The organism is Ktedonobacter racemifer DSM 44963, assembly GCF_000178855.1.
Taxonomy (GTDB): Bacteria; Chloroflexota; Ktedonobacteria; order Ktedonobacterales; family Ktedonobacteraceae; genus Ktedonobacter; species Ktedonobacter racemifer.
Window position 1 is genome coordinate 900873 of record NZ_ADVG01000002.1, and the last position, 23314, is coordinate 924186.

The 23314-nt window shown below is 54.1% G+C and carries 19 protein-coding genes and 2 pseudogenes; 13 read left to right on the top strand and 8 right to left on the bottom strand.

The window, feature by feature from the left end; translation table 11 throughout:
- Positions 1-123: 123 nt before the first annotated feature.
- From KRAC_RS20250 to abc-f, 7 genes are all read left to right on the top strand, one after another.
- Positions 124-2703, top strand: a complete 2580-nt coding sequence (locus KRAC_RS20250; RefSeq protein ID WP_007910212.1) for a beta-mannosidase — start codon at positions 124-126, stop codon at positions 2701-2703.
- A 182-nt stretch (positions 2704-2885) separates the two neighbouring features.
- Positions 2886-4283 carry an MFS transporter gene (locus tag KRAC_RS20255; RefSeq protein WP_007910216.1) on the top strand — a complete coding sequence of 466 codons (1398 nt, stop codon included), beginning with the start codon at positions 2886-2888 and terminating at the stop codon, positions 4281-4283.
- A gap of 292 nt (positions 4284-4575) precedes the next feature.
- Entirely contained in the window at positions 4576-5460 is an 885-nt protein-coding gene (locus KRAC_RS20260) for a sugar phosphate isomerase/epimerase family protein (protein ID WP_007910220.1), read from the top strand.
- Positions 5461-5478: 18 nt separating this feature from the next.
- Positions 5479-6048, top strand: a complete 570-nt coding sequence (locus KRAC_RS20265) for a VOC family protein (RefSeq protein WP_007910223.1) — start codon at positions 5479-5481, stop codon at positions 6046-6048.
- Between the two features lie 111 nt (positions 6049-6159).
- Positions 6160-6558 (top strand): alpha/beta fold hydrolase, encoded by a 399-nt coding sequence (locus tag KRAC_RS20270; RefSeq protein WP_007910225.1) that lies wholly within the window; start codon positions 6160-6162, stop codon positions 6556-6558.
- Between the two features lie 63 nt (positions 6559-6621).
- Positions 6622-6954 (top strand): hypothetical protein, encoded by a 333-nt coding sequence (locus tag KRAC_RS20275; protein WP_007910227.1) that lies wholly within the window; start codon positions 6622-6624, stop codon positions 6952-6954.
- A 474-nt stretch (positions 6955-7428) separates the two neighbouring features.
- On the top strand, positions 7429-9132 hold the full coding sequence (gene abc-f / locus KRAC_RS20280; RefSeq protein ID WP_007910228.1) for a ribosomal protection-like ABC-F family protein: 1704 nt from the start codon (positions 7429-7431) through the stop codon (positions 9130-9132).
- Positions 9133-9397: 265 nt separating this feature from the next.
- Here the strand turns inward: abc-f and KRAC_RS20285 are convergent, their stop codons facing one another.
- Positions 9398-10585: an RNA-guided endonuclease InsQ/TnpB family protein gene (locus tag KRAC_RS20285; RefSeq protein WP_052568453.1), complete on the bottom strand. Its 1188-nt coding sequence runs from the start codon at positions 10583-10585 to the stop codon at positions 9398-9400.
- Entirely contained in the window at positions 10540-11850 is a 1311-nt protein-coding gene (locus KRAC_RS20290; RefSeq protein WP_052568455.1) for a group II intron reverse transcriptase, read from the bottom strand. The genes KRAC_RS20285 and KRAC_RS20290 overlap by 46 nt, the downstream gene beginning before the upstream one ends.
- Positions 11851-11963: 113 nt before the next feature.
- Between KRAC_RS20290 and KRAC_RS20295 the strand changes: the two genes are divergently transcribed.
- The 3 genes from KRAC_RS20295 to KRAC_RS20305 are packed head-to-tail and all read left to right on the top strand — an operon-like array spanning position 11964 to position 14597.
- Positions 11964-12254: a DUF5372 family protein gene (locus tag KRAC_RS20295; protein WP_157506850.1), complete on the top strand. Its 291-nt coding sequence runs from the start codon at positions 11964-11966 to the stop codon at positions 12252-12254.
- On the top strand, positions 12251-12517 hold the full coding sequence (locus tag KRAC_RS20300; RefSeq protein ID WP_007910231.1) for a hypothetical protein: 267 nt from the start codon (positions 12251-12253) through the stop codon (positions 12515-12517). Before KRAC_RS20295 ends, KRAC_RS20300 begins: the two co-directional genes overlap by 4 nt.
- A complete protein-coding gene (locus tag KRAC_RS20305) occupies positions 12480-14597 on the top strand; it encodes a recombinase family protein (protein ID WP_007910233.1) in 2118 nt (705 codons plus the stop codon). Before KRAC_RS20300 ends, KRAC_RS20305 begins: the two co-directional genes overlap by 38 nt.
- A gap of 60 nt (positions 14598-14657) precedes the next feature.
- Here the strand turns inward: KRAC_RS20305 and KRAC_RS66270 are convergent.
- Both KRAC_RS66270 and KRAC_RS79590 read right to left on the bottom strand, forming a co-directional pair.
- Positions 14658-15116: pseudogene (locus KRAC_RS66270) on the bottom strand (reverse transcriptase N-terminal domain-containing protein); the annotation flags it as partial.
- A gap of 722 nt (positions 15117-15838) precedes the next feature.
- Positions 15839-16039 (bottom strand): transposase, encoded by a 201-nt coding sequence (locus tag KRAC_RS79590; RefSeq protein WP_420795826.1) that lies wholly within the window; start codon positions 16037-16039, stop codon positions 15839-15841.
- A gap of 483 nt (positions 16040-16522) precedes the next feature.
- On the opposite strand from KRAC_RS79590, the gene KRAC_RS20315 reads away from it, so the two are divergent.
- The gene (locus KRAC_RS20315; protein WP_007910237.1) at positions 16523-16990 is read left to right on the top strand and encodes an SRPBCC family protein; all 468 of its coding nucleotides are present in this window, start codon (positions 16523-16525) and stop codon (positions 16988-16990) included.
- A 354-nt stretch (positions 16991-17344) separates the two neighbouring features.
- Here the strand turns inward: KRAC_RS20315 and KRAC_RS79595 are convergent, their stop codons facing one another.
- The gene (locus tag KRAC_RS79595) at positions 17345-17962 is read right to left on the bottom strand and encodes a hypothetical protein (protein ID WP_052568457.1); all 618 of its coding nucleotides are present in this window, start codon (positions 17960-17962) and stop codon (positions 17345-17347) included.
- Between the two features lie 73 nt (positions 17963-18035).
- Between KRAC_RS79595 and KRAC_RS20325 the strand changes: the two genes are divergently transcribed.
- A complete protein-coding gene (locus tag KRAC_RS20325) occupies positions 18036-18752 on the top strand; it encodes an IS6 family transposase (protein ID WP_007910245.1) in 717 nt (238 codons plus the stop codon).
- A gap of 81 nt (positions 18753-18833) precedes the next feature.
- Here KRAC_RS20325 and KRAC_RS71460 read toward each other — a convergent pair whose 3' ends face one another.
- Complete coding sequence (locus KRAC_RS71460; protein ID WP_007910251.1) at positions 18834-18989, bottom strand: hypothetical protein; 156 nt, start codon at positions 18987-18989, stop codon at positions 18834-18836.
- 554 nt (positions 18990-19543) lie between these two features.
- Here KRAC_RS71460 and KRAC_RS20330 point away from each other — a divergent pair.
- Positions 19544-20446, top strand: coding sequence for an alpha/beta hydrolase (locus KRAC_RS20330; RefSeq protein WP_157506856.1), 903 nt, complete (start codon positions 19544-19546; stop codon positions 20444-20446).
- A 184-nt stretch (positions 20447-20630) separates the two neighbouring features.
- Here KRAC_RS20330 and KRAC_RS20335 read toward each other — a convergent pair whose 3' ends face one another.
- Together KRAC_RS20335 and KRAC_RS20345 are read right to left on the bottom strand one after the other, a co-directional pair.
- Positions 20631-21809 carry an aminoglycoside phosphotransferase family protein gene (locus KRAC_RS20335; RefSeq protein ID WP_157506859.1) on the bottom strand — a complete coding sequence of 393 codons (1179 nt, stop codon included), beginning with the start codon at positions 21807-21809 and terminating at the stop codon, positions 20631-20633.
- A 309-nt stretch (positions 21810-22118) separates the two neighbouring features.
- Positions 22119-23301 (bottom strand): annotated as a pseudogene (locus KRAC_RS20345) (IS256 family transposase).
- Between the last annotated feature and the right edge of the window lie 13 nt (positions 23302-23314).

Consider the following 23314-nt stretch of genomic DNA (forward strand, 5'->3'; position numbering starts at 1 on the left):
CCGATCAGCCACCTATACTTCTGAAGAAAGGACCGCCATTCCTTCCGCAAAAGACAAGCGCTTTTTGGGATGAATGGAGGCGGATTGAAGCAGAGCAGCAGAGAAGAAAAGAGGAACAAAGTCATGTTCGATCGCTGGAAGCTCAAAGATTTTGCCCCGGGCGAGGGACGAGCGCTGGGGGCGTTTACTGAGCATTTCACCATGGACGATGAGTGGATTGCTATTTCGGCACCGGGCGATGTCTACCAGGCACTGACTGCGGCAGGTCGCATTCAGGACCCCTTTTATGACCGGAATGAACTGGCCTGCGCCTGGGTACGTGAGCGCGAATGGTGGTATCGCCTCGAATTTTCCTCTGTCGAGGCGGCGACGCTCCAGGCCGATGAGCGTTTCCACCTGATCTTTGAGGGCTTGGATACCTTCGCGACCATCTGGCTCAATGGCCAGGAACTGGGCAGTTCGTTCAATATGTTCCGCGAGGCCGTTTTTGACGTGACCAGCCGGCTTCGCCCGGCTGGCACGAACACGCTGGTCCTCTGCTTCGATCGTCCGCATGACCGCATTCAAGACCTGACTCCGCCCTCCTGGGGCCTGCCTATGCTGGACGAGATTCCTGGGCTGGGAGGGAAGCGGACCTTGATGCGCAAGGCGCAATTTGGCTATGGCTGGGATTTTGGTCCCGATCTGCCCACGGTCGGCATCTGGCGCCCGGTCAGGCTCGTGCGCCAGCGCCAGGCCATCCTGGCCGGGGTGCATTTTGTCACCGAGCAGATCGATCAAGCACAGGATCTGGCCCTGATCTCCCTCAAGGCCGAGGTGGAACGCTTCGCCGGCGAGGGTCCCCTGACGGTCACCTTTCAGCTCCTGGACCCGGAGGGCGCCGAGGTCAGCGCTGGCACCCGGACGCTGTTGCCAGGCGAGTCAACCGTGGCCCACTTTACGGCGCGTATTGAGCATCCCCGGCTCTGGTGGACCCCCGAACTGGGCGAGCCTGTCCTGCATACGCTGCGCGTCAGCCTCTCTCAGGGCGAACTCCTGCTGAACGAGCAAGAACTCCAGGTCGGCCTGCGCACCCTGCGCCTGGACCAGGCTTCCGACCCCGAGGAGCCCGGCACGACGTTCTTCCGCTTTATTCTCAACAATGTGCCTATCTTTGCTCGCGGTGCCAACTGGCTGCCAGCCAGCTCGCTGGTCGGCTCGGTCTCTGACGAGCGCTATACGGCCCTGCTGACGGCGGCGCGAGATGCCAATATGAATATGCTACGCATCTGGGGCGGCGGCATCTATGAGCAGGACCAGTTCTACGCGCTCTGCGACCGACTGGGCCTCTTACTCTGGCATGATTTTATGTTTGCCTGCGCGCCCTATCCCGAGAATGACGCGGACTTTGTGCGAGAGGTGAGCGCGGAGATCCAGTACCAGGTGACGCGCCTGCGCAATCATCCAAGCATGGCCCTCTGGTCTGGTAATAATGAGGTCCAGATGCTGCACCAGTTGCTCACCTCATCCATTCCGGGGGTTCCGCCTCTCTCGGGCCTCCTCTACTTTGATGAGATCATGCCCCGCCTGGTCCAGGAATATGACGGCCACACCCCCTACTGGCCCGGCAGCCCCTTTGGCGATGGCATGCGGGAGGGCGATTATCACGACTGGCATGTCTGGCATGGCATCCCTCTCCCCCCTGACGACTCCTCGACCGGGCTGCCCGCCGGTGGCTTGGACCTCTCCCTCTTTATGGAGCCAGCCAGCGGGCCTACACCTGAAGCCGTCTCATTTGTCCATTACGCGGAGGATCGCGCCCGCTTTATCAGCGAATTTGGCATGCACGCCTCCCCGACCGCCGAGACCCTGCGCCGGGTGATTCCCGAGGATCAACTCTATCATCATAGTCCCGCGATCGATCATCATAACAAGGATAACCCGAAAAATAAGGGCGATTTGTTGATGTCATCGGTCACTGGCCTGCCGCAGAATCTGGAGGAGTATATCGACTTCAGCATGATTGCCCAGGCTGAGGGGTTGAAATTTGGCATCGAGCATTTCCGGCGCCGCAAACCGCACTGCTCCGGGTCGCTCGTCTGGCAGCTCAATGACTGCTGGCCCGGCTTGAGCTGGAGTATGCTGGACTACTATGGCTTTGGCAAGGCCAGTTATTACTATGTGCGGCGAGCCTACGCGCCCGTGCTGGCCTCGTTCAAGGCGCTGCCAGACGGTAGCGTTGAGCTCTGGCTGACCAACGATACGCAGCAGGAACTGCACGAGACCATCACCCTCCAGGTGCGCACCTTTGCGGGCCAGACCCTCTGGGAGCAGACCCTGGCGGTACAGATGGCGGCCACTGGCAGCCAGCCCGTCTGGCGATCGGAACCGTTCCAGGGCGCGGACATGGCTGGGCAGTATCTCCAGGTGCGCTCTCAGCAGAACCGCTTCCCCGCCAACCGGCACTTCTTCGCGGCCATCAAGGACCTGGAACGCGCCCCGGCGGCGGTGGAATATACCATCACCAGGCAGGGCGAGCATGAGCTGCAGGTGCATTTGCGCGCCCGGACCTATGCCTTCTTTGTGCATCTCACTGGCGTCGATGAGCAGACAAAGATCAGTGACAACTACTTCGACCTGGGCGCTGGCGAAGAACGCACCATTACCCTGGTCAACCAGGCTCAGGCTCTGACGCCTGAGCAGGTATCCGTGGCCTGGCGCTAAAACGCGCCAGGTCCATCTCAAAGAGGAGGTTCTCTTTATCCTATGGCAGAGTATTCGCTCGCTTCAGACGAACCCTCGCCGGAGATTCCCGAGGCCTTCTTTTTATGTTCTCTGTGCATGATGCTGTCCCTTCGTCGGAGAATGGCCAGCCGATTTCTTCGTGGTGAAAAGGAGATGCAACGATGGATCATTGGCAATCAGATGCTTCCCTGCCTGAGCGTGAGCATGTGAAGCACGTTGAACACACCCCCGTGCCGCTTGAGGCTGCGGCTCTCACGCCCGTTGCCGCCGCAGCGGCAGCAACGGAGCTCGCCACTACTGCCACCTCGGCCGATATGACGGAACAGCTCCGTCCAGAACGCTGGCAATACCTTGGGCTGTCCCTGGCCTTCCTCGCGGTGAGTGCGGTGTGGGGCGCTGGCCTGCAGGTCTTGTTGCCCCAACAGGTCGCCGCTCTTGTTGGCAATGCGCAGAAGGTGACGGTGTTGGGCCTGGTCACCGGCATGTCAGCCATCGTGGCTATGGCGTGGGCTCCCATTGCCGGATTGCTTTCGGATCGCACGCGCTCCTGTCTGGGACGCCGCAACATCTGGGTCCTCTTCGGCGCGATTGCCACGGCCCTGCTCCTGTTGCTCCTGGGGCAGGCCGCGACCATTCCCCTGGTGATTGCGCTCTGGTGCGCGGTTCAGATCACCACCAACTCGATCTCATCGCCCCTCTCCGCGGTCATTCCCGAACGGTTCCCCATCTCGCGGCGCGGGACCATCTCCGCTCTGACGGGCATTGGCGCTCTGCTGGGAACGTTTCTCGGGGTGGCGATCGGCGGGTTAACCCGTTCTCTCACTGCTGGCTGGCTCACAGTCGGGGGAGTGGCCCTGGTCCTAGGTGTTCTCTATGCGCTGACCGCGCGCGAGCCTATCCAGGTGCAAGAGGCTCGCGCGCGGGCTTCGGCCTCCCGCGCGAGAGCCAGGAGGGCAGGAGCGTCGAGCAAGCTTGACCTCCCGCGCAACGCCGACTACTGGTGGGCGTTTGCCGGGCGCTTCGGGATTATTCTGGGTGGGCAGTCGGCGTCGGCCTACCAGTTTTACATTCTCAGCGACTACCTCCACCTGGGGCAAACCAATCCCACCCTTCCGGTCACGACAGCCGTCGTCATCCTCAGTGGCCTGTTCACGCTGTTCCTCCTGCCCAGTATGGCAGTGGCAGGCTGGCTCTCTGACAAGGTGGGACGCATCAAGCCCTTTGTCTTCCTGACCAGCCTCGGCTTCGTTGTGCCCACGGCGTTATTGCTCTTTATTCCCAGTTGGCCCACGATGATCGTGGCCCAGGTGATCAGCGGCATCGTCTTCGGCATGTACCTCTCGGTCGACCAAGCGTTGATGTCGCGCGTGTTGCCCAATGTGGAAAACGCGGCGTGGGATCTGGGCATTTTGAACATCGCCAATTCCGGGCCACAGGCCCTTGCCCCTTCGTCGCCAGTCTCATCATTACCTTCCTGGGTGGCTATCACTCGCTGTTCATCTTTGGCATCGTGGTCGCCGTCCTCGGCGCTCTCACCGTGCGCCAGATCCGTTCCGTGAACTAGGACGCATGCGGGTTGTGTTGCAAAAAACGAGAGAAGTAAGGAGAGAGAAAAAATGGCTTTTTACACCAATTCCCAAGGGCTGAACATTTCATATAAGGAGGCAGGCGACAAAAACGCGAAGACAGTCCTTCAGGGATAATAGGTCGCTTTCTACCTAGTTGCTCTTGATAAAGTCACTCATGACCCAATGGTGTGAAAGGAAGTTGACGATGCCTAAATGAACAGACCAAGAGCCCACTGTACTGTTTATTGATCTGAAAACCGTCTATTCAAAGGAGGAACATTTCATGAAAATTGGCGCCGCTTCATACGCTTTCGGTGGAATAGCCAGCTATCTCGGCCTTGGCCCGACACTCCCTGAAAAACTCAAGGCGATCAAGGCTCTTGGCTTTGACACCGTTGAACTGCTCACTGTTGACCTTGAGAACGATATCGAAGATATCAAAAAATGGCTGGACGAAACAGGCCTTGAGGTCTCCTCCATTCACGCCGAACCGACAGAGGATATCGTCAAAGCGATGGCTGCTCTCGGCGGCAAAGCCGTTATCTGGGCAGGAACACCCTTTTGCAACAAGGCTGAGGCGATCGAGGTTGCGCATCAGCTCGATGAAATGGCCCAAATGGCAGAACCCTATGGCATCAAGGTTGGGTATCACAACCACAGCCAGGAATTCTACTTTGACGAAGGCAAATCCCTTCTCGAGCATCTTTTCGACAACAGTTCCAAATGCTTCTCGCAGCTTGATTGCGGCTGGGCCATGGGCGCCGGCATGTATCCTCCGTACTTCATCCGCAAATACAAGAACCGCATCCTCTCCATCCACGTCAAGGAGAACAGCAAGGTTGTGGGGCCTGGTGGTGTTCCGGCGTCACGCCACGATCAGCCGGATAATCGATGGGCAGCTTTTGCCAATGTCAAGGAACTGCCTGTTGAGGAGCGGCAGAAAATACTCGAAAACCTCAGCGAGATGGTCGAGGCGAGCGGGAACGGCATGGAGCTCCAATGCAAAATAGGCGCCCCCGAATCCAATATCGATTGGAAGGAGGTAAAAAAAGCGCTTGATGAGCAGGACTTTGACGCTTTCTGGGTCGTCGAGCGTGAAGGTTTCTATGACGAGCACGACAAGTGCCTGGCGGATGACCTCAAATGGATAAGAGAAAATATTAATTAATAAAGGAGCATGTACATTTTGAAAGTTAAAAATATTGCACACCTGGCATATCGCGTAACCGATTTGGACAAATCTCTGGAGTTTTATGTGGATTGCCTGGGGCTCAAAAAGAAGTTTCAATTATTGTATTCAGATCTGGTTGCTTCCATGAGCAAAGCAGCAAAAGACAATCCTGGGATGAAAGAATACCTGGAAAGGCTGGAAGCGCGCAAAGATGATGTGTGGTTGACGTATCTTGAGGTTGTGCCAGGCCAATTTCTGGAATTGTTCCCGGGTGAAGAAGTGGCTCTGCCCAAGGAGTTCGTGCCACCTGAATTCAGGGACTTGATCGGCGCTGAAACGCCTGGGGACTCAAAAGGCAAGCCCATGCCCTTTTCGAACCAGCACGGGTTCATGCATCTGTCGCTTGAAGTGGATGACATTCATAAGGCAAGAGAAGAGTTGGTGGCTGAGAATGCCAAAGTAGTGTCTGAGGTTTCTATGGGGCTGGAACAAACTTATCAGTTCTGGGCTTTGGACCCGGACGGCAACCCGATTGAGTTCATGCAGTATACTGCGGATTCGTGGCAGATAAAGGGTAAGCCCTAATGCTTCTTTGAGCATTATCGGGGAAAGCAGGACGGTGTTTTTTGGAGAGAGATACGCTAGGATTCCTCAAGCGACCTGCGTCTGTTTCCCTGTGAACGAAAGGAGCCATGTATGAACGATGCATTGCACTCTCAGTTTGTTGATGTTGGCGTGAGAAGATTGGCGGTGAAAGATCTGGGACAAGGAACACCGGTGGTGGTGCTGGAGATGGGAATGGCGGGAACAAGCCAGATGTTCGACCATATTGCACCGAAGATCGCGGAATGGACGCGAGTGATCTGGTATGATCGAGGCGGGTTAGGGCAGAGCGATCCAGCACCGGAGCCACGAACCTTTCGAGATCGGATCGAGGATTTGCATACCCTGCTCCAAAGGATGAAGGTATCGGGACCCTTTGTGCTGGCTGGGCATTCGATGGGAGGAGAATTGGTCAGGTTGTATGCCGCCTGCTATCCCCAGGATGTGGCTGCTCTGCTCCTCATCGACGCCGCTCATGAGACCCAACGCTAGCGGCTGTTAGCCGCGTTACCTGCCGCGGAGCCTGGTGAGCATCCCTGGATTACTCAAAGGCGTTTGAGCCTGAGCGAGAAATGGAAGCAGCCCATCAATGACGAACGCATTGATCAGGTTGCCAGCTTTGAACAGATGCGGATCTGCACCAGTTTGGGAAATCTTCCTTTGGTGGTTATCACTAGGGGACGCGATCCCAATACTGGAGAGGACGCGCCTCAAGAGATCCTCGATGTGTGGGAACGCATCTGGTGGCAACTCCAATGTGAGCAAGCAGCCTTATCAACCAACAGCCGACACGTCATCGCCGAAAACAGCGGACATTTGATTAACAAGGATGAACCAGAGCTGATCATTGAAGAGATCCGTAGGATCGTCTCCTCTCTCAGAGAGTAGCGCCAAGGCCCTGAAGATGAACCGGTCAATTTATCTTCAGGGGCTCACTTCTCCCCTATCCGCAAAACATTGAACCGCACCCTTGATCGGTGGAGAGATTGACATCCCCGGAAATCTTCTTTATACTTGAGCAAGAAATTACTTTTGATTCTCTACTTCTTCAGGAGCAGACCCTTCAACATGAGCCCAGTTCACAGATAAAACCTCGTTTCGTCACAAAAAATCTCGCGTTATGCAACGTTGAGATGGCTGAATCGCTTCTTTATTGACGATATCGCCTCTGACAATAACTGACTGCTTGCATATGGTGCTCATGTTTCCTGGAAGCGCTACATATCCGTGCGCCCTCTTCATCCCCCCTAGCGCTGTCAACGGCACCTCTATGGGTTCACATATCACATTTGTTGCGAGCACCCCAACACCTGGCAGCCAGAAGAGGCCTCACCTTGCAAAAAAACATTGGGGTACATTACTATGCTTATTACTGTGCGCTCGCTTACGAAGGCTTATGGAGCCATTGTTGTCCTACATGATGTCTCTTTTGTCTTGAATGCCTCCGATCGCATTGGCGTTGTTGGGCCAAATGGTGTGGGAAAATCAACACTGCTCCGCATACTCATTGGACAGGAGGAGCCAGAGTCTGGCAAAGTCTCTCTCGCACCCGACGTCGAGGTCGGCTACCAACCACAGCAAGCATCCGACCATCTACAGGGGGGTGGCACAAGTATTCAGGATCTGCTTCTGCAAGCAACCGGCAATCTGCGTCAACTTGAGGAGCGCATGCATGAACTCGAAATGGCTATGGCTATGGCCGATGCAGATCATATCGACCCACTTCTGAACGAATATAGCCATGTCTCCGGCAGGTTTCAGGATCTGGGCGGCTATGAAATTGATTATAGGATAGAACAGATCATGTCAGGCCTCCATATCAATGCACTGCCGAGAGAACGAAATGTGGAGATTCTTTCTGGTGGCGAACGCGCACGCGTCGGGCTCGCTGCCCTTTTATTGCGCTCTCCCGATGTGCTCCTGCTGGACGAGCCAACGAACCACCTCGATTTCGCCAGCATGGAATGGTTAGAGTCCTATCTGACCAACTATCGCGGCGCGCTCCTGATGGTCTCGCACGATCGCCAGTTTCTGAACCGGGCCGTTAACCAGATTTTCGAGATCAACGAGAATGATCGCAGCTTGCACAGCTATACCGGCAACTACGATGCCTATGTTCAGACGCAAGCAAACGCGCGTGCAAAATGGGAGGTAGACTATGAACGACAACAGGAGGAAATGCAAGAATTACGCAAGCGCATCAAAGATGCGGAACGCAATGTTGGGCATGCCAACCGAACTGCGCCACGTGATAATGACAAATTTGTTCGCTACTTCCTTGCACAGGGCAAACAGAATGCCGTCTCAAGCATCGTACGCACCGCCGAGGTTCGGCTCGAGCGAATCGAGGCCAATCCCATTCCTAAGCCCCCTGAGTTGATACGCGTCAAATCGCAGTTCACCACAGAGCCTCTCCGTTCGCAAGAAGTCATCACTCTGATTAACGTCAGCAAGCAATTTGGCGAAAAAAAACTCTTTCAAGATATCACCCATACCATCCGACCCGAAGCTCGTATCCTGCTCACAGGACCCAACGGAGCGGGCAAAACAACGCTCTTCAAGATCATCATGGGACAGGAGCAGCCCGATAGTGGTCAGGTCCAGCTCGCTTCCGGAGTGCGCATCGGCTATCTCTCCCAAGAAGCTGAGACGATTGATCCAGATAAGACGGTACTCGAGGCTTATCGTCATCAACAGGTAGGCTTTGAAGGAGAGTTTATCGGACGCTTGCTGGGGTATGGCCTGTTTCGCCTTGAAGATATGCAGAAAAAAGTGCGCTCTCTCAGCCATGGACAGAAGCGTAAACTGGAGATCGCCTGCTTGATGGCACAACATCCCAATGTATTGCTGCTCGACGAGCCGACGAACTATATCAGCTTGGATGTGCTTGAGGCATTTGAAGAGGCCATCTTGCAATTTCCAGGGCCAGTCATCGCTATCTCGCACGATCGCTGGTTTATTCAGCGCTATGGCGGAGAGCTCTGGACGCTGGATCAGGGCCAGCTCTCGATAAACACAGAGCGAGCTTCAGGATATCTCCACTCCACGTGGCAAGACGTCGACTAAAAGGAAGGCAATATGAGTCATCCCGAATTTTTTTAGAACCTTTTCTCCCGTTGTTATCCGATCAAGAGAGACGGCCATCGTTCTTGGACCAGACTCACAGCTTCAGCATCTCAGAGGAGAACTGAAGCCGCCTGAGAGCTCCTCTCAACAGATGAGGAACCATGTATGGTCGCATCTTGATTGACTCAACAGACCGCCACAGGAGTCTCCCGCCGTTCACGCCTGACTGTTATACACATGTAACATAGGTGACGACTCCCCACGGCTACAAGCCGGGGGCTTCTGGAATGACGCGGCTGTGTCGTCCCACAGCGATGAAGGCTTCTACAAGGATGTTTTTGCTCCCGTTGTGGTCTCGGTCGATGACCAGACCACAATGGGGACACTCATAGACCCGGACAGAGAGCGGCATCGGCTGGCAATGCCCACACGCCGAGCAGATTTGGCTCGTGTAGGCCGGGTTCACTCGCACGACTTGCCGCCCAGCCTCTTCCGCTTTGGCTTGCAACCGTCCGAAAAACTGCGACCACGAGACATCAGCAATGCTTTTTGCCAGTTTCGGGTTGCGAATCATATTCCGTACCACCAGCGCTTCCACCGCAAGCAACCCGAATCGTTTCATGAGCTTGCAGACCTCTTGCTCAATGAAGTTCTTTCTTCGATTCCCAATCCGTTCATACACCCGAGCCACCACTTTGCGCTTCTTCGTCCGCTTTTTGCTCCCTTTGGGAGCCTTCGACAGCTTGCGCTGGACACGAGCAAACGCCGCCTCCTCAGCCCGGAAAAAGCGCGGGTTGGCAATCGCTTCTCCGGTCGAGAGATAGGCAAAGGTAGAGAGTCCCACGTCAATCCCAACGGCTTCCCCCGCTTCTGGAAGTCGCGACGAGAGCGCCTCTTCCTTTGGGATCTCGACACTGATACTGACAAACCACTTTCCCGTTTGGGTCCGTTTGACAATGGCTGTTTTTGGGGTTCCTTTGATTGGTCGATGCATGATCATCTTGACATGCCCCAATTTTGTGAGGACAAGCGTCCCTTTGTTCCCTTTGGTCCCTGGGAGAAGGTTGAAGCTATTGCCGTACTGTTTAAATGTCAAAGAAGCATAGCGCGAACGCGAGCGAAACCTCGGATATCCTGGCACCTCTCTGTTCTCCACTCGCCGGAAGAAGTCATCGAATGCCCGGTCCACTCGTTTCACCGCATCTTGCAGCACTTGCGATGGCACCTCCCCCAGTTCCGGTCGGACGCGCTTGCACCCTGGCAATTCGGCACATTGAGATTCATAGGAGAGGGAGACGCCTGCCATGCGATAGGCACTTTTGCGTTCATCGAGCGCCGCATTGTAGACCTCACAGCACAAGCCAAGCCACGCTTGAAGCGTGCTCACTTGCTTGTGGGTCGGATAAACTAAGCGCATGGGTCGCCCCATCCGCTCGTCTGCAAAACCGAGCATGAAGATTTCTCTTCACTCGGCTCCTCAGTCATATGGCCCTTGTTATGGGTACCATGTCTTTGGTCGTGGCAATGTCGGTGGAGAGCACACTTGTTACTCAGTTCCTCTCCTCCTCCCTCACTTTTAGGAGTGATGTGGTCTATCTCGATTTGATCTCCTTCGCGGAACTGCAAATCGCACCATCTACACTTGCCTTGCTGCTTCAGAAGCAGCATCGCCAGTGTTCCTCTCGTTGTTGGGTGGTTTTTCAGTCGTTGGCTCCAATACAAGAGGTTTCCGTCATAGGGGCTGGCAGCACCTTTTACTTTGACATGTCGTTGGATCTTCGTCGCATCATGCCTTCTCAGGTCATAGTCTTCGGAGGTTGCAAAGATGCCGTGTTGGCCTTCGCCTCTCTTCCAGTACCTTTGCCTAATCCAATGTCTGTTTTTGTTTGGGTGCCTGCGAATTGCCCACGACCATAGCTGTTGCTGGAGAATGTAATCGCATCTACTGTACTCAGCCTTGGAGCAGACTGTTCTGTAGTAATTGGACCATCCCCTGATGATGGCAGAAAGCTCCTTAATCAGTTGGCCTTGCGGCGCTGATCTCCGTTTGTCGATTTGCTGCTTCATCTGGGCTATGTGTCGTTTGACGGCTTCTTTGCTCGGTTTGATGATCGTTTTGAAGCCAAGTGGGGTGCCTTGTGAGTTGGTCCCTGTACGGTTCTTTCCTACCGGATATTGCCGGATGGAAAATCCTAGAAACTCGAATCCCACATTTCCTTCATAGGGTGTGAGTGTGTGGGTGATTCTCGTTTTACTTGGCTTCAGTTCCAGTCCCATGTCCTTTAACCAGTCATTGATTCTTGTTTTCACTTCAAGGATGGTTTCTAACGTTGAATGAAAGACCACCAGATCATCAGCGTATCGTACCATTTGGGGTTTATCCCTTGTGGTCCTCTTTACGCCTTTGAGAGCCTCTTCCAGTCCGTGCAACGCTATATTCATGAGTAAAGGGGAGACCACGCCACCCTGCGGGGTTCCGCTGGGTGTGGGTGTGAATTCTCCCTCTGTCATGACTCCCGATTTGAGCCAGGCCTGGACGGTCTGTCTCAGACGTGGATAGGTCTGAAGTTTTTTCAAGAGTGCTGCCTGGTCAATGTTATCGAAACAACCCCGGATGTCGGCGTCAAAGACATATTTTGCCTTTTTTCCGATATCAGAAAAGATTGCTGCGATAGCATCATGACAAGATCGTCCAGGGCGAAAACCATAGCTGTTCACTTCAAAGCGAGCTTCTCATTCTGGTTCGAGCGCGAATTTTACAAGACATTGTCGTCCACGCTCATACATCGTAGGCATCTTCACAGCACACTACCTCCTTTGACAAGCCATCTGTGGAATGGGTGACCGTCACTCATCCATGCCATCCCTTGCATGGTCAATGCGTGCAACTCATTCGCGTGCGCCGCGGCGCAGATCCTGACCTCATCATTCGCCTGCCCGATGGCTACCACGGAGCGATTGCGGCCAGCTTGACCGATTACGCAGGAGCTTCCGAGGCTGATTCTGGCGCGACTGGCGCGACTGAACTGCCCTTGCTCTTGCTTGAAGGGTTGTGGAAGATGGCTCAATTCATTGAGCAGCGTCGCCAGTGTCATCCACTTGCAGGAGGTCCTACGATATGAGCGTGCTCGTCGTGTTTGCTCTGATCGGTGCTCGACAAGGAGGGGTGCATATGGTACCCATGTCATCACACTCATGTTCTCATGACCTGCAGGTAACGCCAGTCCAGGTCTGGCCGACACTCTCTCATGATCTGCGTACTCGTATTGTTGTTTTACTGGCTGAGCTCGCGTTGCATATCGTTGTGGCTCATCCTGCCAATCTCAGCACTGGAAAGGAGGTCGATTATGTTCAGTCGACCGTCATCGCCAAAAATCCGTCCTGACCACCTTGACCGTCTTGCTGTCATCTACGTCAGACAATCGACGTCATTGCAGGTGCGAGAACATCGCGGCAGTACAACTCGGCAGTATGATCTGGTCAAACGAGCTCAAGACCTGGGATGGACGCCCGCGAGCATCCAGGTAGTGGATCAGGATCAAGGGCAATCGGGCTCCTCTTCTCTGGGCCGTGATGGCTTTCAATGGCTGGTCGCTGAAGTGGGATTGGGGCACGTGGGAGCGGTGCTCAGCCTGGAGGTCTCGCGCCTGGCTCGTTCCTGCAGTGATTGGTATCGCTTGCTGGAAATCTGTGCGCTCTCCGAGACGCTCGTCATCGACGAAGAAGGCATCTATGATCCAGGAGCCCATAATGATCGTTTGCTGCTCGGCTTCAAGGGCACCATGTCCGAGGCCGAACTCCATTGGTTGCATCAACGGCTGCAAGGAGGGAAGGTGGCAAAAGCGGAGCAAGGACAGTTGCGCTTTCGCTTGCCTCTTGGTCTGGTCTACGATCCGGTGGGCAACATCGTGCTTGATCCGGATGAAGCCGTTCAGGAAGCCGTTCGCCTGGTTTTTGCGCTCTTTGAGCACTACCACTCAGCGCTGGCCGTGGTCAGTGCCCTCGCCGAGCAGCACTTGCGTTTTCCCACACGCTGGTGGGGAGGCAAGCAGGCCGGTGAACTGATCTGGGGCCGCCTCACCCATGAACGGGTCTTGAACATCTTGCATTGCCCTTTGTACGCGGGAGCTTACGTTTACGGGCGTACTCAGTTCCGACGGCGTGCACTTCCCGGAGAAGAACCCCGCATCAAAGGAAGAACGCGCCGAATCAAACAGGAAGACTGGCCCATTGTGCTGCTGGATGCGCATCCTGGCTACATCTCCTGGGAACAATTTCTGCACCATCAGCGGCAACTCGACGAGAACCGTACCTGGCGCGCCGAAGAGCACCCAGGAGCGATTCGCGAAGGGCCATCGCTCTTGCAAGGCATTGTCTTGTGTGGCTCCTGTGGCCGACGCATGACCATTCGTTATCAGCGCAATGGCTCGCTGTTAATGTACGAATGTCACCAGATCCACTCACAACTCGCCGGCAAAACCTGCCAGACCATGCGAGGAGACCGCATTGATCAAGCCGTGGTGCAGTGTTTTCTGCAAGCCATTGAACCTGCTCACCTGGAGGTGGCCCTCTCGGCACTCGATCAGGTGGAAGCGCAAGCCAGGCAAGTAGAACAGCAGTGGCAACGTCAAATTGAGCGAGCACAGTACGAAGCAGACCTTGCCCGGCGTCGCTATCGCGCAGTCGACCCGGACAATCGTCTGGTTGCCCGAAGTTTAGAGCGAGAATGGAATGAGAAGCTGGGGGAGGTCGAAAAATTGGAGCGAGAATATGCCATGCAGCCCAAACACGCGGTCCTCTCGCTCACCGCCTCGCAACGGGAGCAGATCCGTCGTTTGGCTCAGGATCTTCCAGCCATCTGGCATGCCCCGACGACGACCTTTGCCCAGCGCAAACAACTGTTGCGATGGTTGATCAAGGATGTGACGCTCTCTAAGCGTGGCAACGTCATCGATGTAGCTATTCGTTGGCAAACCGAGGCCCTCACGCGTCTAGCCATCCTACGTCACAAAAAATCGTGGGAGGAACGTCAAACCAGCCAAGAGGTGGTAGCTCGCGTACGAGAGTTGTCGCCGCCCCATACCAATGCGCAGATTGCAGCCAAGCTCAATGAGGAAGGAGAGCGAGCTGGAATGGGAGGCTCGTTTACGACGAGCAAAATCGAGTGGATTCGCTATGCCTATCACATTCCTACCGGATGTCCAGAACGTCCGAGGGCAGCTCCAACTGGGCAGCGGGGAGACGGGCGCTACTCGGCGCGAGCGGCTGCGGAATTGCTCAACGTGGATGTCTCGACCATTGCCGAGTGGTGTAAGACGGGGCGGTTGGAAAGCGTTCGTTCTACCCCTCTGGGACCGCGCTGGGTCACGCTCACCCCTGAGATCATCTCCGCGCTACGCAAGCCCATCAAGCGGAAGTGGAAGCGGCACCAAGCTCAAAGGGGGAAGCAGCCTGTGGTAAAGTAATACTATGATGGTGGATCGGAAGATTTGATCCACCAGGAGGAGGACACATGAAATCCCGAACATCGCCTGGAAAGAGAGGCAGTGTGCTGCCCTTATCGGAATCCCTAAAGGCCGTTGTTCGTTTTTTCCAGGCTTGGGGATAAATACCCTTCGGACTGGTTTTACTTTCTGCGGCCATTGTTTGGGATGAATGAGCGATGCCACCTGTCGCCTCTGTTGAGGTTTCAAGTTCTTCACTCCATCAACCCCCGCTGTTTTCTTGTCCTGGTTATCCTGTGAGACGCGGCGTACAGCAAGAAGCCTTGCTGCTTCCGATTTCATCAAGAGCTTTTGAAGTTTTTGGACTGCACGTTGATTGCCACGTTGACTGGCTCGGTAGATTCTCTTTTGGATGCGGTAGACATGCTGCTCAAACTTGCGCCAGGGCAACTTGTTCCAAGCCTCACTCTCAGGGTCAATTTTCTTCTTGATCCTGGGTGCTTTCCTATTTGTCATCGTACTTGATCTTCTACTTTCCATACAACTGTGTCCACGTCAGCCTATCCTCTCGCTTTCCGAGAGGCATTCGCTTCTTGGACAATCCTTCCGTCGTGCTGCTTGCGGTTGGCACCTGCTCATGGTATCGACCCCCATGAGAGCAAACACGCGGTTACTCCGTTCCGTTGCTCTGTTTTGCGCTACCGTAGGTGTGCATTCTCCACCGGAGTCCTGACAGATAGGCAATGGAGCTGTACCATCTCCATTGTGTACTCGACTCGTTCCCGTTTTGGGCTGGCTTGTTATCCTGCGTAAGCCAGTTTTCCGTAACGATGGTTCAGTCATGCATTCGTTTTATCTGCCTTGTTAGACAGGCTTCCCACCGTAGTAGCCAGCTAGAAGGTGTCCTCATATCAGGTTTATGAGGCATCCCCCGTTTCATCCCGCTTCACTGATTGAGGGCCAGTCGCTACAGTGGGGATGATGCTATCCATTCCTATCGAATGAGAGAGGAATTGCGCCTCTCGTCAGAGAAACAGTTGTCAGTGTCTTTCAAAAAAAAAACACCGCTGCTCGTCCCCCATTTATCATGGTTTGGAGCAAAACGGGTCGCACGATAGATGCGAAATTGATAGGTTTTTCGGGGTTTCGCTTCTTTCTTCGGCTTGTTTGATGCGTTCTTCGACATGCTTTTGTTGCTCAATGCACTCTTTGATAACAGCAAGCGGTGCTCCTCCCGTGGTGGTAACACAATACCTCTTGGTCTACAGAGTTGGCAATGTTCGCGTCAAGACAGGAAATCCTTGACGTAGTAGGCGGGAAGAACGACTTTTGACCAGCTTCATGAGACGATGAATGCCACATTGGGAATCGACGCTCACTTGCGAGATGGACCTGTTCAGGCAGACATCGAGTTCTTCGATCTCTGCCTGATGTTCCTGGCAGACCTCACGGAGCATGTGCATGAGTCGTTCGTCGATTCCTTGCACATGCCCCCTTCGCCGGTATGCGCGGATATCAGACCACGTGAGAAGGGCAACTAGAGAACACGTTCCGGTTGCTTTTGTAGGTTTTGCCCATAGAAAACAGTATAAATGAAGAGCTCCCTCCTGTCAAGAACATCTGTTCTGGACGAACGATACCCCCATTTCCCTCTCCAACAAGGAACGCGCCCTTCATCCCCATGGCTGAAGCAGAGGGGCTTTCGGGCGCGGGGTCGGTAATTCATTCAAGCGATACAGCTATTACGAAAAAAGCAAGGAACGTTGAGCAAGCAGATATTGAAAAAATTTGATCGAGCTTCTCTTTTGGTACACATCTGTCACCTGATTGTCATTTGCATACAGGTCTATATATAGTAACATAAAGAGCAGAGGGCGGAAGGATGAACCCATTCGTGTACGCACCAGACCAAGTATACCAGTCACATTAACATGGAGAAGCATTTCATGAATAAAATTAATTTGATGGCGAAAACATCTGTTTCCCCTGAACGCGTTGTTCAGGCTTTGACTGATTTTGGCCCACAAAGGGTAAAAATCTTGTCCAATATTGATCCTGGCCATTATCAGGTGCATTCAGTTGGTGCCACTTCTGCCGATGTAACGGAGGGTTCGGCCTTCCTCGGTGGCATCTGGGAACGCTCTACCTACGATTGGTCACGGCCTGGAGAGGTTACCATCACACTGCAATCTTCGAATGCCTTTGCTACTGGTGGTTACTGGCATTACCATATTTCACGTACTGAAGATGGGGGGAGCCTGGTTGAACTCGATGTGGACCGAAGAGGCAAAAATTTGAAAGGCTATGTGCTGGCTACGCTATTGCGCTTCGCTGGACGGAATCTCTTTAGTCAGAGTCTTGCCCAGACGTTGAAGAGCCTGGAAGCGGATTCGGTGGCTTCACCTCAGGCGTGATGAGTGGATGCAAATCCCACGAGTTGCGCAATGCGGCTCCAATCTTTCCAGAGGATGGGATGAGGGCCAGCGGCGAGCGGATGCAACAGCACACACATGTGACGTGGTTTCGCCGTAGCACACCCGAGCTATTGACACTGTTCGCGCAGCAGGCAAGAACGACAGCTACGGATGCTCACTACCGCTGCATATAGGTGCATATAGGACACTCGTAGAGGGTGCGTACCAGATAGCTTTTGGGGCGAGAGAATGGCTGATCGGCAGGCAAATGCAAGCGGATCAGCATCTCGTCGCGATCCAGCCGAAGATAATCTTTGCCCCACCGCCCCACCGCCCCCTACTCTAGGGTGTTCGTCAATTTTTTGCAGACGTAAGCGAAGCCGAACGAGCCCTCCAGGAACGCCGCCAGGGGTGGCTGGCAGTTGGGCAACCAGCAATAATGGTACGAGGTTGGGCTGGATGCATGCTTGGTTGAGGTGCAGGAGGAGGGGGAGGAGGAGACACAAAGCGCATCCACACCAAGAAAAAGCGTTGCGTGGCCTCGCGCTGACGTTGCTGCGCACGAGCAATGCGTCTCTGCTGGCGTTGCTGCATGCGTGCTGAGGTGGCTTCTTGCCAGCTTTGAACCCACCGGTCGTTGCACACCGTGGTGCGCAATGCCAGCATGGGATTGACATGATCTGGCCCCCAATGCATTCCAGGTCCTTTGAGGCGCGTTTGCATGACCAGCTTGTTGGCACTTTCTACCATCCCCGACCCAATGGGCCAGCCTGCGGCCTGGTAGGCTGGATACTGCATACACGCCTCGCGTTTGTGCAAGTAGGCCAGATCTTCTGCGATGGAGCCCACCGTGAGCAACGAACATGTCAGCCATCGCAACCAGCGCAGCACTGGTCGAGGGCCACGATGTTTGAGCAGGTGCAGACAGCGAGCGAGGGCCTCAAAGGGCAGGGTGTGCCCCGCTTGGGACACGCTCTCAAGAATCGTACTGATGCGGGTATTGTCAACTTGGTCACATACCTGAACAATGTGCTAGAATAGCGTCATGAAAACAATCCCGACCTCCCCGGACTACAAAGGCGATCGCTTCCCATCGGAGATTATCAGCCACGCAGTATGGCTCTATTTCCGCTTCTCGCTCAGTTTTCGCGATGTTGAGGAACTTCTGGCACAACGCGGAATCGTCGTGAGCTTTGAAACAGTGCGTCAGTGGTGCCTCACATTCGGTCAGACCTACGCCAATGAACTGCGACGTCGCCGTCCTCGCTGTGGTGACACACGGCATATGGACGAGGTGTACCTCACCATTGGTGGGAAGAGACATTACCTGTGGCGAGCCGTCGATCAGCATGGCAATGTGTTGGATATCCTCGTGCAGAGTCGGCGCAACAAACAAGCGGCCAAACGCTTCTTTCGCAAGCTGCTCAAAGGACTCCAATACGTTCCGCGAGTCATCATCACCGACAAACTGGCCAGCTATGGGGCCGCAAAGAAAGACATCATGCCAGGCATCGAGCATCGCCAGCACAAGGGCTTGAATAACCAAGCGGAGAACTCGCACCAGCCAACACGGCAACGTGAACGTACGATGCGCCGTTTCAAATCCCCTGGTCACGCGCAACGCTTTCTCTCTGCTTTTGGTTTGATCTCTGATCATTTTCGTCCCAAACGACATCGTTTCCAGGCCGGGAAGTATCGTACCATCATGCAGGAACGATTCCAGATGTGGAATGAGGTAATTAGAAGGAAAACAGTCGCATAAGCCCGAATCCACCTCCTTGATACTCAGCTTCTTTTTTTTCTCTCTCTTGTCTCTTCCTTAAAAAGCTCTTCTCTTATTTCATCAAGTTGACAATACCAAAAAATCAGCAATATGCTCGCTTGTCGTCCCTTGCAGCACATGCTCAGTGATCCAGGCAGCGAGCAAGCGGTGATGGATCTGCTGGAGATCCCGTTTGGCTTCCCCTAGCGTCACATGCGGCTGCCATTGGGTTTGCAATCAGACGCGATGCTCCTCCAGAAAGGAAACATGATCTATCAATTGAGGGAATAACTGTTTATCTGTTCATTCACTGCTGATTGTGGAGCGTTCTGTTTTCGTCTCGGAAACTGCTGAAACCAGAAAACCACGGGGTGTAAACGTGATCGTCTCTCGTTTTTCTGTCAGGTGTCTGTCATGTCTGTGTCGTTGTGGCATATTCATCTCCATCTTACTATAGAGGCGAGCACAAATAATCCTACACTGTTTTCATGTGTTTGCTTCAAGTGGTCCCTGTGATCGTCATGTTCGTGATACTGGGATCTGAATATGATGGAATGGGTTCAATGAAGGGTATCTGTCTTCCAGCAAAGAGCATAAAGCAAGAGTGAGGATGAGTGGATGCATTTCGCGAACCTCCGAACTGAATCTCACTTGAGGAGGAAAAGCCAGGGAAGTGGTTTGAGCGCTTTTTCTATTTTACGTGAGAGTCATACCAACGTGTTTTTGCGCACTTCCTGTGCGTTAGCTATAACCCTGATTATTGATGAGAAAGAAGAAGAAAAAGAATGAGCATGAGTAAACAAGCCGCTCAACTAAGCGAATGCCTTCGTCAGACATTCAAGCCCCATATGACTGGAACATTAGATATTTCAGCCACCCGCGCTCAAGGAGAGGCAATCGTAAGTTCGCAACAACCCGCGCCGGAGGACATACAGATCAGTGATGCAAACCTTGGAGGGATACCTGCTGAGCAGCTTCGACCCCAGTCATCACATACTAATGGGGCTATCCTCTATCTTCATGGTGGGGCCTGGAGTGCTGGATCAGCACAGGCTGTGCGTGCGATTACCTGGCGTCTGGCAAAAAAGGTTGGGATTACCGTTTATTCTCTCGCTTATCGGCTCGCTCCGGAACATCCCTATCCAGCGGGATTGGATGATTGTGTGCAAGCATATGATGCCCTGTTAGAGCAAGGGTTGCCTGCATCTTCTATTGTTGTGGCGGGTGATAGCGCTGGTGGCAATCTGACACTGGCACTTGCTCTTCGGCTCAAGGCAGAAGGCAAGCCACAGCCTGCGGCGTTGGTCTGCCTGTCACCAAATACCGATTTAACCTGTTCTGGCGAATCCATAACGACCAATGTTGATGCTGATGTACTCATCACTCCCGCATTTTTAGCAGCGATCGCCAGGGTTTACAGTCCTGAAGGGAACCTGACCCAACCGTTCCTTTCCCCGTTATATGGGGATGTTGCTGGTCTGCCACCGACCTATTTTCTCGTCTCTGGGGCAGAGTTGTTATTAGATGACTCAAGACGTATGGCTGAGAAAATGAAAGGGGCTGGCGTCGAAGTTGTTCTTGATATATGGTCTGAACTCTGGCATGATTGGCCTTCATTTTCTGATCAAGTACCTGAGGGTGAACAAGCTCTTGAAAAGATTGCTGCGTTTCTCTCAAACGTCCTGGGCAAGTAACGAAGAGCCCGATGGGGGAGAGATCAGATGTTTCCTCCTCCAAGATGTGTAATGAACAGCCAAAGCCCACGGGATGCGCAACGAGATGACAGCAAGGAAGCAAGAAAAAAGACACCATCCCGATAATTGTGTAATGACAAGCAGTAAACAAACGAGGAAAAGTCCGAAGCCAATTTGCTCGCTCTCATGCGACATCGATCAAGCCACGGCCCTCGTCGGCGAGATCGAGCAAGTAGTAGATCAAGGTGGCTTGCTGCTGGAGGCACTCGTCTAATGGATGCCCTCTTCTCTGCTCCCAGGAGGAGTGCTGGCTCTCATCTGTGATCTGGTGCAGCCAGAAAAGGAGACAGCCATACTTGAGGGCCGTAAAAAGCGCAAAGGCACAGCGCACTACACTGCGATCTCCTTGCCACCCGGCGGCAGAGAGGCCCTCAAGATAGCTCTCGAAGATCACTCTATCGAGGGTCCGTGGATCGCAGGGTTCGACTCTAAACAAGCCGAAGCTGGGAGCCATCAGGTCTCCGATATCCGTCGCAATAGTTCCCAGGCCAGGATACGCCCAGTCAATAGCGATCAACCGCTGTTCTCCATCTGCCTCCGGTACCGCAAACAGGTTCCCACGCCACGCATCCAGATGACCGAAGGTTTGTGGGAGCCGCTCAAGCACGTCGAGCATCGCCCCGCGATCCTCCCACAATCGCCAGAGGCGGTCAGCGATGGGCAGAGGGAAGGCGGAACGCAGGAACGGGTGTTGCCAGGTCGTAGGATCTGGCACAGCTTTCCACATCCAGCTGAAGTGATCGAGGAGGCCGCGCGGAGAGCTGGTTCTCACCAGCCACGGAAACGCGGGCAGTGGTCGACCAGCCAGATAAGCTCCATTCATCTGCCCAAGACAACGCGCCGCTTGTGAATACTGTGAGAGTGGCCAGCATGGCCCGTGGGGATCTTTCACGTCTTCCAGCCAGAGCCACACCGACTCGTCATCTTGCTCCGTGACGGCATAACAGTGTGGCCCCCGGAGTCCCCCCGGCAAATCATTGAGCAGGCCTGACTGATACACGAGGGCTTCGCGCTTCCAATAGAGGACATGCTCCTGTTCGAGGCCCCCGGGCGCTTTCCCCGCGGGTGTCCGACACAGCACTTTCAAAATAAGCGACCAATCCATCTCCCGGTCCTGACCTCGCCCGGTTCCCGTCAGACGGTACACGCCACCAGTCGCAGCACCATTGGTCTCGGAAATCTCCTGAACCTGCCACTGAAGCAGTTCTCCATCCTCAAGGTCAAGGATCTGGCACATCAGCGTGGTAATCGTCTGCTGATCAAGAGTCTGGAGTAGTCTTTCACTTGCGGTCTTTTCTCTCATCTTGCCCCCTGTCATAGCTCGTTCTCCACGCGAAAGGCAGATGCGCATTCCCACGAGAGAAACATTATCACGGCGTTTTCTGAAGATCTTTTGGATTCATCAGACACAAGAGCAAGTATACTTGAGCGGAGGCAACAACACATCGGTCGTTTGGACGATGTGTTGTTATGATATAATAGAAGAGGTGGAATCTTCTCAATGCTCCTGGTATTCCTGGTGCTACACAAGGTCGCCTGCAAAAAATATCTCCTTCTGAACCACCCTTTCCAGCTGGTTGCTTGTATGCCAAAAGCGATCAGGCTTCAGCCTTTAGCCGACCGGGATCTTCGGCAGGTGAATATCCTGCATTACGGCCCAGACGATGGTCAGACAACTGGTTTCCGTCGTGAAGGCGTCAATCTGATCGGTGCGCTGTCGCACATTGCTAAAGAAGCTCTCGATGGCGTTGGTCGTGCGAATGTAGCGATGCATGACCGGTGGGAACGCATAAAACGTCAGAAGATGCTCTTCATCTTCACAGAGGCTGCGGATGGCTTCGGGATAGCGCTTCTGGTATTTGGCTTGAAAGGCTGCCAAATACCAGAAGCGCATCCTCTTTCTTCTCCTGCTTGAAAATCCTGGCCAATTCTGCGCTGACCTCTTTGCGCTCTCGATGAGGAATAGCGTTCAGCACATTGCGCTGTTTATGCACCACACAGCGTTGCCGGGGAGTCGCGGAAAAAAGGGCAGAGACGGCAGCGAGGAGTCCCTCATGTCCATCCGTCACAATCAGATCCATCTGTGTGGCACCGCGAGTACGCAGGTCTTGTAAGAGACAACTCCACCCGTCTTTATCCTCCTCCGCACAAGCTCGCAATGCCAACACCTCCTTGTTCCCTTCCAGGTCCACGCCAAGCGCTGTTAAGATAATGGTCGAGTCGGTTTGGGTGCCATGACGAACCGTAAAATGGGTGCCATCCAGGTAAAGGATGCGATAGTGATTGAGAAGTGAGCGCTCTCGCCAAGCTTCAAACTGTTCGGTCAGGGTTTGGTTCAAGCGGCTTACCGCGCTGGCACTGGGCGCAACTCCCATCAGTGTTTGAGCCACCTTCCCGACTTTGTGGGTACTGGTGCCACTGACAAACATCTCCGTCAGTGCTTCCGCTACCTCGGGCTCGTACCGGCCATACCGCTCAAATACCTGCGTATGGAACTGTCCAGCACGATCTCGGGGCACTGAGAGATCCTCAATACGCCCTGTTTTTGTCACCAAATCTCGTGTGTAGGAGCCATTGCGATACCCTTTTCGCTCAGGGGTGCATTCTCCCCACGCTGCGCCGAGGCACTGCTCAAGCTCCCCGCGCATGACTTCTTCAATCAAGACCCGCATGGCACTGACTGCCAGGTTCCGTATGTAGTGGCGAAATTCCTGCTCTTCTGGTATCTTGTGGCCCGATGACTCCACTTTTGCTGCTTCAGAGGTCGATGTCATATGCTTCTTGGGTACAGGCATAGTTTTCTCCTTG

Bases quoted from the DNA above. Each gene is read 5' to 3' on its own strand.
- KRAC_RS20250 (WP_007910212.1), top strand. From the start codon at position 124: ATGTTCGATCGCTGGAAGCTCAAAGATTTTGCCCCGGGCGAGGGACGA.
- KRAC_RS20255 (WP_007910216.1), top strand. From the start codon at position 2,886: ATGGATCATTGGCAATCAGATGCTTCCCTGCCTGAGCGTGAGCATGTG.
- KRAC_RS20260 (WP_007910220.1), top strand. From the start codon at position 4,576: ATGAAAATTGGCGCCGCTTCATACGCTTTCGGTGGAATAGCCAGCTAT.
- KRAC_RS20270 (WP_007910225.1), top strand. From the start codon at position 6,160: ATGAACGATGCATTGCACTCTCAGTTTGTTGATGTTGGCGTGAGAAGA.
- abc-f (WP_007910228.1), top strand. From the start codon at position 7,429: ATGCTTATTACTGTGCGCTCGCTTACGAAGGCTTATGGAGCCATTGTT.
- KRAC_RS20285 (WP_052568453.1), bottom strand. From the start codon at position 10,585: ATGCTCGGTTTTGCAGACGAGCGGATGGGGCGACCCATGCGCTTAGTT.
- KRAC_RS20300 (WP_007910231.1), top strand. From the start codon at position 12,251: ATGAGCGTGCTCGTCGTGTTTGCTCTGATCGGTGCTCGACAAGGAGGG.
- KRAC_RS20305 (WP_007910233.1), top strand. From the start codon at position 12,480: ATGTTCAGTCGACCGTCATCGCCAAAAATCCGTCCTGACCACCTTGAC.
- KRAC_RS79590 (WP_420795826.1), bottom strand. From the start codon at position 16,039: ATGCACATGCTCCGTGAGGTCTGCCAGGAACATCAGGCAGAGATCGAA.
- KRAC_RS20315 (WP_007910237.1), top strand. From the start codon at position 16,523: ATGAATAAAATTAATTTGATGGCGAAAACATCTGTTTCCCCTGAACGC.
- KRAC_RS20325 (WP_007910245.1), top strand. From the start codon at position 18,036: ATGAAAACAATCCCGACCTCCCCGGACTACAAAGGCGATCGCTTCCCA.
- KRAC_RS20330 (WP_157506856.1), top strand. From the start codon at position 19,544: ATGAGTAAACAAGCCGCTCAACTAAGCGAATGCCTTCGTCAGACATTC.
- KRAC_RS20335 (WP_157506859.1), bottom strand. From the start codon at position 21,809: ATGAGAGAAAAGACCGCAAGTGAAAGACTACTCCAGACTCTTGATCAG.